This is a genomic window from Kitasatospora sp. NPDC101155 (assembly GCF_044768305.1).
Taxonomy (GTDB): Bacteria; Actinomycetota; Actinomycetes; order Streptomycetales; family Streptomycetaceae; genus Kitasatospora.
Genome location: NZ_JBIWPN010000019.1, coordinates 66814 through 81902 on the forward strand (window position 1 = coordinate 66814; position 15089 = coordinate 81902).

9 protein-coding genes are annotated in these 15089 nt (G+C 71.8%); 3 read left to right on the forward strand and 6 right to left on the reverse strand.

Going from position 1 to position 15089, the window contains the following annotated elements:
* Positions 1 to 9 precede the first annotated feature (9 nt).
* On the reverse strand, positions 10 to 1620 hold the full coding sequence (locus ACIRYZ_RS26545) for a hypothetical protein (RefSeq protein WP_402948525.1): 1611 nt from the start codon (positions 1618 to 1620) through the stop codon (positions 10 to 12).
* 93 nt (positions 1621 to 1713) lie between these two features.
* Positions 1714 to 1971, reverse strand: coding sequence for an SCO4848 family membrane protein (locus ACIRYZ_RS26550; protein ID WP_402948528.1), 258 nt, complete (start codon positions 1969 to 1971; stop codon positions 1714 to 1716).
* A 144-nt stretch (positions 1972 to 2115) separates the two neighbouring features.
* On the opposite strand from ACIRYZ_RS26550, the gene ACIRYZ_RS26555 reads away from it, so the two are divergent.
* Positions 2116 to 3306, forward strand: coding sequence for a D-alanyl-D-alanine carboxypeptidase family protein (locus ACIRYZ_RS26555; protein ID WP_402948530.1), 1191 nt, complete (start codon positions 2116 to 2118; stop codon positions 3304 to 3306).
* Positions 3307 to 3345: 39 nt separating this feature from the next.
* Here the strand turns inward: ACIRYZ_RS26555 and ACIRYZ_RS26560 are convergent, their stop codons facing one another.
* The gene (locus ACIRYZ_RS26560) at positions 3346 to 4269 is read right to left on the reverse strand and encodes a YihY/virulence factor BrkB family protein (protein ID WP_402948533.1); all 924 of its coding nucleotides are present in this window, start codon (positions 4267 to 4269) and stop codon (positions 3346 to 3348) included.
* A gap of 100 nt (positions 4270 to 4369) precedes the next feature.
* Positions 4370 to 5368 (reverse strand): glycosyltransferase family 2 protein, encoded by a 999-nt coding sequence (locus ACIRYZ_RS26565; protein WP_402948534.1) that lies wholly within the window; start codon positions 5366 to 5368, stop codon positions 4370 to 4372.
* A gap of 135 nt (positions 5369 to 5503) precedes the next feature.
* On the opposite strand from ACIRYZ_RS26565, the gene ACIRYZ_RS26570 reads away from it, so the two are divergent.
* Complete coding sequence (locus tag ACIRYZ_RS26570) at positions 5504 to 9076, forward strand: CDP-glycerol glycerophosphotransferase family protein (RefSeq protein ID WP_402948535.1); 3573 nt, start codon at positions 5504 to 5506, stop codon at positions 9074 to 9076.
* Between the two features lie 280 nt (positions 9077 to 9356).
* On the forward strand, positions 9357 to 11867 hold the full coding sequence (locus tag ACIRYZ_RS26575; RefSeq protein WP_402948538.1) for a CDP-glycerol glycerophosphotransferase family protein: 2511 nt from the start codon (positions 9357 to 9359) through the stop codon (positions 11865 to 11867).
* Between the two features lie 156 nt (positions 11868 to 12023).
* Here the strand turns inward: ACIRYZ_RS26575 and ACIRYZ_RS26580 are convergent, their stop codons facing one another.
* Together ACIRYZ_RS26580 and ACIRYZ_RS26585 are read right to left on the reverse strand one after the other, a co-directional pair.
* Complete coding sequence (locus ACIRYZ_RS26580) at positions 12024 to 13535, reverse strand: stealth conserved region 3 domain-containing protein (protein ID WP_402948540.1); 1512 nt, start codon at positions 13533 to 13535, stop codon at positions 12024 to 12026.
* Between the two features lie 1014 nt (positions 13536 to 14549).
* Positions 14550 to 15044 (reverse strand): 2'-5' RNA ligase family protein, encoded by a 495-nt coding sequence (locus ACIRYZ_RS26585; protein WP_402948542.1) that lies wholly within the window; start codon positions 15042 to 15044, stop codon positions 14550 to 14552.
* Positions 15045 to 15089 lie beyond the last annotated feature (45 nt).

Sequence of the window (15089 nt, forward strand, 5' to 3'; positions counted from 1 at the left end):
GCCGTTGGGTCAGCGCAGCGCGCCGACGTCGGTCGGGTCGCTCCAGCCGCTGAAGTACACCAGGTGCCGGTCGGCCGTGACGGCCCACAGGTCGGGCTGGCCGTCGCCGTCCACGTCGCCCGAGCTGCCGAGCGTCGGGTACTTGTCCACGGTGAAGCCACTCGCGACGACGTTCGCCTTCGGGTCGGCGAGGGCGGAGAAGTCGTAGCTGCCGTCGGCCTTCTTCGCGATCGGGTAGGCGTGCAGGTCACCGGTGGCCCGCTCGCGCGCCCAGAGGGTGAGGTTGCCGGCCGAGTCCGGGCCCGGGGCGATCAGGTCGTAGCCGGCCCAGGCGCCGTTGGTGGTGAGCTGCCGGGCGGTGCGCAGCCGGTAGGAGAAGCCGGGGTTGGCGAACAGCCAGAGGTTGCCGTCCTCGACGGTCATGAGGGACGAGACCATCCGGGTGTCCAGCGAGCCGATCAGGGCGATCTGGTCGGCCTTGTGCCAGTCGGCGGCGAAGCCGGCCGGGCAGGCGGTGGCCGTGCCTGCGGCGTCCTGGCAGCTGGTCGGCCGGGAGATCGGCATCACGCTGCGGGTGAACGAGGCGTAGTCCTGGTTGCTGTAGAAGTACAGCGCCGGCGAGCCGCTCGGGTGCATCAGCAGGTCGTCCATCGGCGCGTGCGCGTTGGCGTCCCAACCGCGGTGGGCCACCTGGACGTTGGTCCAGGAGCTCTGGTTCGGCGACACGACGGCACGGATCGTGGCGGACGGGGTGGTGTCGCCCGAGTTGCCGCTGATGATCTGGAGGTTGCCGACGGAGTCCGGCAGCAGGACGTCCGGAATGCCGTCGCCGTCCACGTCGCCGAGGGTCTTCGGCGGGTTGGGGTTCGACGGGGCGTAGAAGGTGTAGGTCGTCCGGCCGACGTTGCCCGCACTGTCGATCACGTTGACGACGAGGTTGTTGGTACCCCACTGCGGGACCTTGAGGTCGATCTTCGCCGTACCGTCGGCATCCGGCTCGACGGCCCCCGGCGAGTTGCAGTCGCTTCCGGCGTAGGTCCAGCCGTACTGGAAGCAGGCGACGCCGGAGGACTCTCCGCCCGCGGGGACCGGGTCGGCCCCCTTGAGGACGAAGGTCCCCGTCTGGCCCGCGTACTTGGTGGCGGTGCCGCTCGCCGGGAAGTCGGTCGAGGAGACCGTGACGGTCGGGCTGGTGGTGTCCACGGTGAAGTGGCAGTCCGCCGACGGGGCGGAGGTCTGGGTGCCCTGCAGCGCCCAGGCGTGCCAGGCGTAGCTGTGCCCGTCCACCAGCTTGGGCACGTTGAGCGAGGCGGAGGGCTGGCCGTACGTCTGGGCCTGGCCGGTGAACACCGGGTCCTCGGCGCCCGCGGTCACGTCCCAGACGCCGAACTTGACGGTGTCCCCGGTGACCTTGGCGCTGAGCGTCGGGCCGTTCATGGTCAGCCCGATCCAGGTCGGGTCGCCGGTCGAGTCGCAGGCGGCGGTCCGGTAGTCGGTGCCCTGGCTGGTGCCGAGGACGGCCGGGGCGGTGTCGGCCACGGCCGCCGTCGGGGCGAGCAGTCCGGCGGCCACCGCCGCCACGGTGACCCCGCCGAGTCTGCGGGCACGCGAAAGGTTCATGGAGATCCCCACCCCTTGTGATCAGCGCGTCCGGTACGCGCGTGAGAGCCGTGAGGATCTTGCCAGTGGGGACCGACAGCGGCAACGGGGAATTCAGTCCACGGCTGGGGTGCGCCGGGTCGCGCGCAGACCGCGCACGCCGACGGCGCCGACGGCGATGCCGAGCACGAAGGAGGTGATGGCGAGCAACAGGTGCACCCAGAAGAAGGCGGTGGGCCGGGAGTGGTCGCCGTTCACGAAGGCCTGGCCGCCGGAGTCCTTCCACAGATTCTTGACGAAGGTGGTCCAGATGATGATCGACCAGACGCCGAAGGCGGTCAGGAACCAGGAGGTGCGGCGGCTGAGCTTCATGGGGTGGTCCTCGCCGGGGGTGTGAAGGCGGTGTATGCCTCCCCAGTATGCGTGGACCGCCGATCGGCGTACGGCGGGGCCCTCGAACGGACGACCGGTGCGGCGTGGCGAACGGCGGTGACGCCGAGTGGGTACGGTCTGCGGGTGACTGCACGCCATCGAAAGCTCGCGCACCGGCTCGTCGCCGCCACCGCCGTCCTCCCCGCGCTGCTCGCCGCCCCGGGGGCGGTCGCGGCCCCGTCCGAGCCGGCCCCGTCGACCGTGATCGGGGGCGCTCGGCTCGGCCAGTCCGGGGTCCAGGTCTCGCCGCTGGCCGGCGCGCCGGCGCTGCCGGGGGATCTGACCGGTCAGTCCTGGATAGTCTCCGACGCCGCCACCGGGGACGTGTTGGCGGCGTACAACTCCCATCTGCGGCTGCCGCCGGCCAGCACTCTGAAAATCCTCTTCGCCGACACCGTGCTGCCCAGGTTCGACCGCAACGCCGTGCACAAGGTCGCGGACGAGGAGATCCAGGGGATCGGACCCGGCAGCAGCCTGGTGGGGATCAAGGAAAACCTGGAGTACCGCGTCGAGGACCTGTGGCGCGGGGTGTTCCTCAGCTCGGGCAACGACGCCGTGCACGTCCTCGCGCACATGAACGGCGGCATCCAGCGGACCGTCGCCGACATGCAGGCGCGCGCGGACGCCCTCCAGGCGCGGGACACCAAGGTGATCTCCCCGGACGGCTACGACATGGACGGCCAGGTCTCCTCGGCCTACGACCTGACGCTGTTCGCCCGGGCCGGGCTACGCAACCCCGACTTCCGGACGTACTGCGCGACCCGGTCCGCGATGTTCCCGGGCGCGGTGGACCGCAACACCGGCCAGCGCGGCAGCTTCGGGATCGCCAACACCGACCGGCTGCTGGGCAAGTACCCCGGCCTGATCGGCGTGAAGAACGGCACCACCACCAATGCCGGCTCGACCTTCGTGGGCGCCGCCGAGCGGAACGGCCGCACGCTGCTGGTGACGGTGATGCACCCCGCGTCGTACCAGAAGGTCTACGACGAGACGGCCGAACTGCTGGACTGGGGCTTCTCAGCGGCCGGCAAGGTCCAGCCTGTGGGCCGGCTGGCGGACGAGCTGTCGGCCGGCGCCGCCGAGCCGACCGGCCAGGCGGGCGAGTCCTCCGCGCTGTCCGAGCCGCCGCCGCAGTCACCGCCCGCCCCGGCGGCATCGGCCGCATCGGATGACGGGAACGACTGGATCAGCGCCGGTGGCTGGCTCGCGGTCGTCGCGGCCGGGGCCGTGGTGGGCGGGTGGGCCCTGGTGGTTCTGCGGCGCCGGACGGCCTAGCCCCCGAACGGCTGAGGATCGCCCCACCCCGGCCCGGCCTCACGTGGGAGGCCGGGCCGCTTCCATCTCGTCGGCCGCCGCCAGCAGCGCCCGGCCGTGCGCCCTGGTCCGCTCCCGGACGGCCTCCGGGTCGGCCGTCGCCGTCCAGGCGACGCAGTACATCAGCAGCCGGCAGACGAAGTTGATCCACAGCAGCAGCGCCACCGGCGTGGCGAAGGCCCCGTACAGGCTCCGCCCGGCGACCGAGCCGATGTAGGAGGCGAGCAGCAGCTTCAGCAGCTCGAAGCCGACCGAGCCGATCAGCGCGCCGATCAGCAGGTCCCGGCGGCGCTGGCCGGTGATCCCGGGGAAGGGCGCCAGCAGGTAGGCGAAGAGCAGGGTGTCGGACGCTATGGCGATCAGCACGCCGACCCAGGTGAGCAGGTAGCCGCTGCCGAGGCCGATGTCCTCGGCGATCCGCCCGGCGAGCGTCGTCCCGGCGGCGGAGGCGGCCAGCGAGAACAGCGACACCAGGCCGAGGCCGGCCAGCACCGCGATGTCCCAGGCCTTGCGCAGCACCAGGTTGCCGTTCTCCTCGGGCAGCTGCCAGAGGTCCCGGATCGAGGTGCGCATGGTGTTCACCCAGCCGAGGCCGGAGACCAGCAGCAGCGCCCCGCCGACCAGCCCGACGGTGCCCGCGTTGGCCACCAGGGACGGCAGGTTGAGCGCGTCCGAGAGGCCCGGCAGCTGGTCGGAGATGCGCTTCTGCAGGTCGGCCACCTGGCTGCCGTTGAGCGTCGCGACGGCGATCGCCAGGCCCACCGTGAGCAGCGGGAAGAGGGCGAGGAAGCCGAAGAAGGTGACGGCCCCGGCCAGCCGGTTGCCGCGGGCCGCGGTGAAGTACTCGTACACCCGGTACGGGCGGCTGCGCAGCACCCGGGCCACCAGGGGGCCGAGGACCGGAAGGCGAGTCAGGAAGTCCACCCGACCGGTTATACCGGCCCGTCCCCCGAATGGCCGTCAGGCGCCGGACCAGGGCGCGTCCGCGAACGCGCGCCCGCGGGGCGGCGCCGGGGCACCCGGCTCAGCGCTTGACGAGTCGGCGGGCCCGGGCGAGGGCGCGTACGGCCTGGTAGGCGCCGTAGCGGCCGTGGCTGAGCAGTTCGGTGCGCACGCCCTCCACGCCGGCCGGCGGGCGGTAGCCGTCCGGGCGCAGCCGGGCGCAGTGCGCGGCAGCGCGGCGGAAGTACTCGCGGCGGTCGCCGGAGGGGACCCGGCCGGGCTTGGCGACCACGGTGTTGAGGTGGTGCAGCATCTTCCCGTAGACGACCGGGCGCCAGCGGTCCAGGTCGGGGCGGCGGTCGAGGAAGGCGAAGACCAGGTCGTACTGGGCGAACACGTCGAAGTGCTTGCGGCTGGCGGTGGCCAGGATGTTGCCGCCCTCCTGGCGCTGGCGGTAGTGCACGCCGACCTGGTCGAGCAGGGTGATGCTGGCGGCGGCGAGCAGCGCCGGGTACGTCCAGGGGGTGTCCTCGTAGTAGCCGGCCGGGAAGACCAGCTGCTGCTCGGTGACGAAGCCGCGGCGGTAGGCCTTGTTCCAGACGACCTGGAGCAGGTCGAGCAGGTCGGGGCGGGCGGCGAGGTCGAAGACGTCCGGGGAGGCGGCGCCGAAGACGTGGCCGGAGGCGGCCCGGGTGATCCGGCCGTCGGCGTAGGTGCGGGCGTAGTCGTAGACCAGGACGTCCGGGTCCCCGGTGGCGGCGAGGCGGTCGTCGACGGCCTTCAGCAGGCCGGGGGTGAGGGTGTCGTCGCTGTCCAGGAAGACCACGTAGTCGCCGGTGGCGACCTCCAGGCCGGCGTTGCGGGCCCGGCCGAGGCCGACGTTCTCCGGCAGGTGCAGCACCCGCACACGGGGGTCGGCGGCGGCCGCTTCGTCCAGCATCGCGCCGCAGCCGTCCGGGGAGCGGTCGTCCACCGCGATCAGCTCGAAGTCGGGACCGGCCTGGCCGAGGACCGAGTCGAGGCACTCGGCGAGGTAGTCCTGGACCTGGTACACGGGGACGATCACGCTGAAGCGGGGCACGGCGCCCAGCGTAGTGGCCTGGGGAGGCTCCGGAGCCCGGAGGTAGGATCGAGGCGCACGTACGCACCGATTCAAAGTGCGGTCAGGCCCCCACCGGGCTGCCACGCTCCTAACCGAGAAAGGCCTGCGTAGCCGATGGCTCCCCGCCTCTCCATCGTCGTTCCGATCTACAACGTCGAGCGCTATCTCGTCGAATGCCTCGACTCGATCGCCGCCCAGACCTTCACGGACTTCGAGTGCGTCATGGTCGACGACGGTTCGAAGGACGACAGCGCGGCCCTCGCCGAGGCGTACGCGGCCAAGGACTCGCGGTTCCGGCTGGTCCGCCAGGTGAACAAGGGCCTCGGCGCGGCCCGCAACACCGGCATCCGGCACATCGACCCGGACGCCGAGTTCCTGTGCTTCGTGGACAGCGACGACTCGATGCCGCCCAGCGCGTACGAGCTGATGATCAACACGCTGGACGAGACCGGCTCGGACTTCGCCACCGGCAACGTGCTGCGCTTCCGTGCGGTGGGCTACTACCAGTCCGGCGGCCACGTGAAGCCGTTCAAGGAGACCAGGCTCAAGACCCACATCACCGAGATCCCGGCGCTGGTCACCGACCGCACCGCGTGGAACAAGGTGTACCGCCGCTCGTTCTTCGACGCGGCCGGGCTGCTGTACCCCGAGGGCATCCTGTACGAGGACGCGCCGGTCAGCGTGCCGCACCACTACCTGGCCAAGAGCGTGGACGTGCTCTCCGAGCCGATCTACCACTGGCGCGAGCGCGAGGTCGGCGAGATGTCGATCACGCAGATGCGCACCAACCCCAAGGGCCTGATCGACCGGGTCGCCTCGGTCGAGCTGGTCCGCGGCTGGCTGAAGAAGCAGACCGAGCCGCGCTTCGCGCAGTACCTGCGCACCTACGACGAGAACACCCTCGTCGAGGAGATCCCGATGTTCTTCTGGTCCGTCGTGGACGGCGACAAGGAGTACCGGGACGCCTACATGACCCACGTCAGCCGGCTGCTCCGGGCGATCGGCCCCGAGCAGGTCCGCAAGCTGCGCGCGCCGCTGCGGCTGAAGTACCACCTGACCTTGCAGGGCCGCATCGACGAGTTCGTCGAGCAGATCAAGTACGAGGGCGAGAGCAACGGCGGTGTCCAGGCCCGCGGTCTGCTGCGCCCGTACGCCGACTACCCGTTCCTGCGCGGCGGGCGCAAGAGCGTGCCGTCGAGCGTGCTCAAGCTGGACAACTCGCTGGTCATGCGCAGCCGGCTGTACGAGACCTCCTGGGTGGGCGGGAAGCTGCAGCTGATCGGGCACGCGTACCCCGAGCAGCTGGGCGCGGCGAACAAGCACGACATGGTCCGCACCCTGGTGCTGCGCGAGACCAAGGGCCGCCGGGTGATCGCGGTGCCGATGAAGACCACGTACAGCCCCGAGGCCACCGCGAGCTGCAGCCACGACCTGTACAGCTGCGACTGGTCCGGCTTCAACGTCGCCATCGACCCGAAGAAGCTCAAGCACCGCGGCCAGTGGAAGGACGGCCACTGGCGCGTCCTGGTGGCCGGCGCGGGCAAGGGCGGGGTGTACAAGGGCCGGGTCTCGGCCGGCTGGAGCGACACGGCGCAGTACATTCCGGCGCACTGGGTCGAGCCGGACGTGCGGATCGTGCCGTGGATCCGGGACAACTTCGTCTACCTGAAGGTGGAGACGGTCAAGGCCCGGGTGACCGGCCTGGCCGCGCAGGGCGGCCGGGTGGAGGTCTCGGGCGCGGCCCGCTCCGGCCTGAGCTTCGCCGGGGCCCGGCTGCGGCTCACCCACGTCGAGTCGGACCGCGAGCTGACCTTCCCGCTGGAGCTGGGTGCGCCGGTCGGCTCGCTGCAGCCCTTCACCGCCTCCTTCCCGGTGGCCGAGCTGACCGCCGTCCGCGAGGCCTGGGCCGAGCTGGACCCGGTGGCCGCCGACCGCAGCCGCGACCGCTGGGACACCTCGCTGCTGCTCGCCGACGGCAACGTCGTCATGCTGGCCTGGGACGAGCGCAACGCGCCGGAGCAGCTGCACCTGCCGCTGAACCCCGAGGCCCCGGCCGACCTGCGCCGGGAGCTGTACTCGAAGCCCTCCCCCAGCGGCTTCCTGCAGCTCTCCGACCAGCTGCTGCAGCCGCTGGTGGACGAGGTGTCCGCGCGCGGCGCCGACGGCTTCCTGCTCAGCGGCTCGTTCCCGCTGCCCGGCGCGCACCGCTGGGAGCTGGTGGTCCGGCACAACTGGCGCGAGGAGGAGCACGTCTACCCGGTGGAGATCGCGGACGGCCGGTTCCGCACCGCGCTGCCCACCGTGCCGACCGCCAGCTTCGCCGGCCGGGTGCCGCTCGCCAAGGGCACCTGGAACGTCTTCTTCCGCCCGGTGGGTGCGCCGGTCGAGGAGCTCCCGGACTCCTGCGCGCTGATCACCCCGGACTGCTTCGACACCCTGCCGCTGGAGGTGGAGTCCCGCGGCAAGCGCATCGTGCTGGAGCGGCGCCACCACGACGGCCTGTCGCTGGAGTCGCACTCGGTGCTGCTGCCCGAGGAGCGGTCCGGCCACCGCCAGCGCCAGCTGCGCACCGTCGACTACCCGGCCGCCCGTCGGCTGCCGGTGCGCGACACGGTGCTGTACAACGCCGGCAACGGCAGCATGTACGCCGACTCGCCGCGGGCGATCCACGAGGAGCTGGTCCGCCGCGGCCTGCCGCTGGAGCACCTGTGGGGCACCGACGACATGCAGGCCGACCTGCCGCAGTCGGCGGCCCCGATCCGGCTCTGGAGCCCGGAGTGGTTCGAGGCGCTGGCGACCGCCAAGTACGTCGTCACCAGCACCCACCTGCCCGACTTCTTCGTCCGCCGCCCCGGCCAGGTGGTCCTGCAGGCCTGGCAGGGCACCCCGCTGAAGCAGGTCGGCTTCGACTTCGAGAAGGTCTGGTTCACCGACTCCAACTACCTCAAGGGCCTGGCCCGCGAGATCCCGAACTGGAGCCTGCTGGTCGCCGGGAACACCTGGTCGGCCCCGGTGCTGCGGCGCGCGTTCGATTACCAGGGCGAGATCCTGGAGAGCGGTTCGCCCCGCAACGACCTGCTGTTCGCGGCCGACCGGGAGAAGACGGCCGAACAGGTTCGCGAACGGCTCGGTCTGCCCGAGGGCAAGAAGGTCGTGCTGTACGCGCCGACCTGGCGCGAGGACCGGCGCCGGCCCAACGGCGGCTACCAGATCGACCTGCGGATCGACCTGGCGGCGGCCAAGGCCGCGCTCGGCGACGACCAGGTCCTGCTGGTGCGCCGGCACAACATGATGTGCGGTCAGATCCCGGGCGCCGGCAACGGCTACATCTGGGACGTGGGCAGCTACCCCGACATGGCGGAGCTGCTGCTGATCGCGGACGTGCTGGTCACCGACTACTCGGCGAGCGTGTTCGACTTCGCCGTCACCGGCAAGCCGATGCTCTTCTTCACCCACGACCTGGAGCACTACCGGGACAACCTGCGCGGCTTCAGCCTGGACTTCGAGGCCGAGGCACCCGGTCCGCTGCTGGCCACCTCCGAGGAGCTGGTCGCCGCCCTCGGCCGGGTGGACGAGGTCGCGGCCGAGCACGCCGACAAGGCGGCCGCGTTCCGCGAGGCGTACTGCGACCTGGACGACGGCAAGGCCGCCGCCCGGGTGGTCGACGCGATGCTCCGCAAGGAGTAGCGCTCCCACGCCCCTGCCGAGGCGCCCGACGCGATCCGCGTCGGGCGCCTCGCTTTTTCCTGGGAATCACCTGGGGGAATTCCCCCGATTCACCCACGGCACGGTCGAACTCACGTTTCACCAACGAATTCCTGAGGAATTTTCGACGGACAACACGACAGACCTCGGGTGACATTCCGGCACGGATGTCGATTCGGCCCCGGACCTTTCGTTATCGGTTCGGCGTTCGTCCCGGTCCACCGCCACGGCCGGGATCCCGTCCCCGGAAGGGCCTCTCGTCATGCCCGTGCTCACCCGGCTCGTCCTGCCGCACGCCGTCCGCGGGGTGCCCGCCGACCGGCCCGCCGTCGACGAGGACGCGGCCTTCGGCCTGCTGCGCGCCCGCTGGCGCGGCCGCGGCCTGGAGCTCACCGGCTTCGGCCGTCCGCTGGACCTGGACACCGGCCGCCCCGGCTCGGCCTGGACCTGGCTGACCCTGCGCCACCAGGACGAGGCCCGGCCGCCCGTCCACCTGCGCTCCCGACCCCGCAGGATGCCCGAGGTCACCGACGACAGCGCCCAGCCCGAGTACAACCACGACTGGTCCGGCTTCACCGCCCTCATCGAGCCCGGCCGACTACGCCCCGACCGCCACTGGCTGCTCGGCGACTGGCGGATCGAGGCCACCCTCTTCACCCGCCCCCGCCTCACCCGGCTGCGGCGCCAGTACGGCACCCTCGCCCCCCACTGGTGCGGATCGGGCGAATACCCGCCGGCCCGCTGGGTGGACCACGACGTCCGCCTCCAGCCCTTCTTCGAGGACGACCGGCTGCACCTGCGACTGGAGCGCCCGGGCGTCCGGATCAACCGCGCCACCCCCACCGCCGACGGCGTCGAACTGGGCGGCACCGCCGACCGCTGCCCCGCCGGCACCGTACTGCGGCTGCGCCACCGGCAGAGCGACGCGGTGCTCGAACAACCGCTCGGCCGCGCCGGCAACACCTTCACCGTCGGCCTTCCGTACCGCCCGCTCACCGCCGACGGGCGCGGCCGCGGCCGGCTGGAGCACTGGGACGCCGAACTGCTGCGCCCCGACGGCAGCACCGAGCAGCTCTGCCTGGACGAGCGCGGCGGCCCGGTGGCCGGCCAGTACCCGCTGCCGGACTCGGCGGACCGGGTGCTCTACCTCAAGCACCTCGCCGACGGCCGGCTCCAGGTCTGCGTCCAGCCGGCGGCCGGCCTGGTCGACCGGATCACCGTCCACTTCGGCGGCTTCGAGCTGACCGGCCACTGCCCGGACCCGGCCGCCGACCGGCTGGAGCTGGTGCTGCGGCACACCGGCACCGCGGGCGAGGTCCGCACCTCGGTGGAGCCCGAGCCGGGCGGCCGCTTCCGGGTGCGGGTGCCCGCCACCCGCACAAGCGCGGACGGCGCCGTGCTGCCGCTGCGCAAGGGCGTCTGGGAGACCGCGCTGGAGCCGGCCGACCGCTCCGGCCCGGCCCGCCCGCTGCTCGCCGCCCCCGGCGCGCTGCCCGCGCTGCCCGCCACCGCCGCGATCGACGGCAAGCAGGTGCTGCTGCAGCACCGCTGGCACGACACCCTGCTGGTGGACTCCACCCCGGTGCTCGACGCCACCGAGCGCAGCGCCTGGACGCAGGCCCGGCTGCGCACCGAGCACTACCCCGCCGCCCGCCGCGAGCCGCTGCGTGAGGCGGTGCTGTACGACGTGTTCGGCGGCCGCGGCTACGCCGACTCCCCGCGCGCGATGCACGCCGAACTCGCTCGCCGAGGCGCACAGTTGGAGCACCTGTGGGTGGTCGACGACGGCCAGGCCGAGCTGCCGCCCGGGGTCCGCCCGGTGCGCGTCTGGAGCCCGGAGTGGTACCGCGCACTGGCCACCTGCCGGTACCTGGTCGGCAACACCCACTTCCCGGACTTCCTGGAGCGCCGCGAGGGCCAGGTCGTGGTGCAGACCTGGCACGGCTCGCCGCTGAAGCGGATCGCCCACGACGTCGACCACCCCTGGCTGGCCGACCACGGCTACCTGGAGGCACTCGACCGGGAGACCCCCCACTGGAGCCTGCTGCTCTCCCCCAGCCCGTTCGCCACCCCGATCCTGCGGCGCGCCTTCCGCTACGACGGGGAGCTGCTGGAGTCCGGCTACCCGCGCGGCGACGTGCTGGCCCGGGCCGACCCGTGCACCGCCGCGGCCGTGCGCCGCCGGCTCGGCGTGCCGGAGGGCAAGCGGATCGTGCTGTACGCGCCGACCTGGCGCGAGGACCAGCGGCGCGGCGACGGCGAGGGCTTCCGGCTCGACCTGCGACTGGAGCTCGACCGCGCCCGCCGGCTGCTCGGCGAGGACCACGTACTGCTGGTCCGCCCGCACTCGCACGTGCGCGACCCGCTGCCGGGCGCCGGCGACGGCTTCCTGTACGACTGCGGGGACTACCCCGACCCGCAAGACCTGCTGCTGGTCGCGGACGTCCTGGTGACCGACTACTCGTCGATCATGTTCGACTTCGCGATCACCGGCCGCCCGATCTACTTCTTCGCCTACGACCTGGAGCACTACCGCGACACCCTGCGCGGCTTCTACTTCGACTTCGAGCCGAACGCCCCCGGCCCGCTGGTGCCGACCTCGGCCGAACTGCTCGGCGCGCTGCGCGAACTCGCCGACAGCGGCGCCGACCTGCCGCCCGGGTACGCCGGGCGCTACCGGCGCTTCCGGGCCGAGCACTGCGCGCTGGACGACGGCGGCGCGGCCCGACGGGTGGTCGACCGGATGCTCGAACTCGGCTGTAGCACAAGGTAGTTTCCGCAGCAGGCTGGAGAGGTCCGGCTTGCCCTCCTCGTCGCGGGAAACCACGGTGCCGGTGTCGGTCACGGCGCTCTCGGACGTCTCGGCGCCGGCCTCGGCGTCGTCCGGAGTGGTCACCGGCATCCTCCGAGGCGCCTCTTGCGCGTCGGCCTACTCGAAGGACGAGGGAACGGGGAAGTACGCCTTCAGGAAGCCGGTGATGGCCTCCTCCTGTTCCGCGGGGGACAGGAGGTCGTGGGTACCGTCGGCCAGACAGAAGCAGTCCGCCCAGCGCTCCTCGTGCAGCGCCGTGAGCCGGGCGAGGTCCTCGGCACTGTCGGTGACGAAGTAACCGTCACAAAGGTACCCCTCCACCGAGCGGGCGGTGGCATGGGCGTAGTGGACGGCCAGGGTGACCGGCGCGAGGTCGGTGGCCGAGCGGAACGGCGAGCGGACGGTGCCGTGGAGTTCGGCGGCGAACCGCTCCGCACTCTCCGCCAGCACGCTCCGGCACAGTGGGTACGGCGCATGCTTGAGTGTGCGCGGGTAGGTTCGTCCGACGGCGGCGACCAGGGCGGCTCGGGTGTTCTTCTGGGCGGCGACGTAGACCGATTCTCCGGGCTCGGCCTCGCCGGGCGGGATGATCCGGCTGTCGGGGAAGTACCGGGGCATTCCGTTGCCGAGGAAGAAGTCTTCGGGCACCAGTGCGCGACCGAGGAACATGTCGTCGTTGAGGTACAGGAAGTGCTCGGCGAGCCCTGGGATCAGGTGCAGCCGCGTTTCGATGGCGTGGGAGTTGAACACCGGTCCGGCGTCGGTGCCGGCGAACAGCTGGCGGTGCGAGACCACGGTCAGGCCCGGTTGCGTGGTGTCCAGCCAGTGCGGCACCTGGTCGTCGGTGACCAGGAAGGTCCGGCGGATCCACGGAGCGTGCGAGGCGAGCGCGCGCAGGCAGTACCGCAGCTCGTCACGGTTGCGGAAGCGCTGGTCGGCGTCGCCCGCGATGCCGCTGGCGGCGACGCCGTCCTCCGGCGCGATCGGCGCGGCCGCGCCGTCCAGCCGGGCGCGAGCGGCGGCGCGGCGTTCCTGCCAGGCGGGGTCGCCGTCGTCGACCCAGGTGATCACGGCGTCGATCGGGAAGCGGACCTGGTCGGGCAGGGCGGTGGCGAAGACGTCCAGCAGCGGGTAGGTGCGGCCGGCGACAGTCGTGGTCGCGGTGGCCTCCAGCGAGGGCACCCACCAGCCGAACGGTGTCTCGTCGATCGAGGCGATCGCGCCCTCCGAGGGTGCGGCGGAGTCCCAGAACTCGACGTCGCAGCCGACCTCGGGTCCGTACAGCACGGTGTCGATCACGGCCGGCCGATAGATCCGTATGCCCTTCACCCGGTCCGCCGGCACCGTCGGCTCGCCGCCTCCGGCCGCCTCCCGGCCGGGGCCGTTCCCCTCCGAGGCCGGGAAAGTCTCCAGTTCGGCGACGGCGGCGGGCAGTTGCTCAGCCAACACGGTACCGAGAGTACGGCCGTGCTCCAGCAGGTCGGTGTAGACCGCATGCCCGGCGAAGGCAGTGGCGAGGGCCTTCAGCACCGCCGCCCGGTCGCCCGGGGCGATCGCCAGCCGGTGTCGCGGGTGCCGGTCGGGGACGATGCCGTGCGCGATGCCGCCCGCTGCCAACGCATCAGCCACCTCAGCCAGATTGCCGTCCCGACGGGCACCGGGCAGCAAGTGTCGACGCGACTCGGCGACGTGGCCCCGAAACCGGGCGATACCGGGTAGTGAGGCGAGCAGTTCCTCCTCACGCGCATACCGTGCCCGCTCCAGCCGCTCCAGTGCCGATACCTCGCGCTGCTGCGCAGGGCGGTCCGGCTCCTGCGGCTCGAATTCGGGCCGCACACCGCCGGACAACCAGCGGCGGCGCGCCCAATCGGCCGAAAGGCGGACGGCAGCAGAGAGGGGGGATCGGCCAACGGACACGAAATATCGCTCCAGGAGGGGCTGTTACTGAGGGGTGCGGCGCTGAAATGGGCGAGAGAGGGTTTAGTCGCCGGGGACCCTGGTCGCTTGACATGCATGGCCGGGCGCGCTCGGAGAGCGCAGCACTTCATTCAGCTTTGTCGAGGCTTCCCTCCAGGGTACGCGGCGCGTGAGCGGGGCGAGTCCGGATTCCCGCATGTCATCGGCAGATCCTATGTGGTGAATTGATCCTTACATCGAACTCGAATATAACGATCGGACATACGTTCGGAGTCGGAACAGAAACAGCCGAGTTCCCGATTTGATCCGCCAAAGGAAACCCGGTAAGCCTCCCAGTTCGCTGGCAGTGTGCTGATGGTTTGCTGAACTGCGAACATCAGACATTCACGCCCAGTTTGGGCCACTTGCAGAGCATTGTTCGGCAATGGCTTGATGATTACCTCGATGTGACCTGACGCCTCCGGCGGAGCGATCAACCAGCACGGCGAACAGAGCCCTCGACGGAAGCGGCACTCGCCCGGGCGGCATCACATCCCCGCACCGGTGCGGGTGGCGGACGCAGCTCATCCCAACGGGGCACTCGGCTCCACCTCGGAGCGGTAGAGGCGGCCGTTCACCCGGCAGCCCAGATGACGAAGAGTCACCGGAACGGTCGGACGGCGGGCGAAGACGGGCACGGGGCCTCGGACGCGTCGGTGGACGAAGCCGGTTCGGAGGAAGGCCGGTTCAGGAGAAGGAGTAGCTCCGCCAGGGCCGCCAGACCTCGTCCGCGTCGAAGCGGGAGAGCGAGAAGCCCGGAACCGTGAAGGACGCCCGGAAGCCGCGCGCCTGCTCGTACGCCTGGTCCAGCACGTCATCCGGCAGACCGTGCGCGACCGTCACGTGCGGGTGGTACGGGAAGGCCAACTCGCGGGCCAGCGGGCCGGAGCGGACGTCCGCCTCCAGCAGCCGGCACTCCTGCGCGCCCTCCTCGACCCGGACGAAGACCACCGGGGAGACCGGGCGGAAGGTGCCACCGCCGCGCAGCAGCATCCGGAACGGCCGGTGCGCGGCCGCCACCGCGGCGAGGTGCTCCTCGATCTTCGGCAGCGCCCCGGCCGGCACCTCGGTCGGCGGCAGCAGGGTGACGTGCGTCGGTATCGAGCGGGCCTGCGGGTCGCCGTGCCCGGCCCGGGCGTCCTGGATCCGCGTCCCGTACGGGTCCGGGACGCTCACGGACACGCCGATGGTGACGACCTCCGGGAGGCCGCCACCACCGGGCAGGCG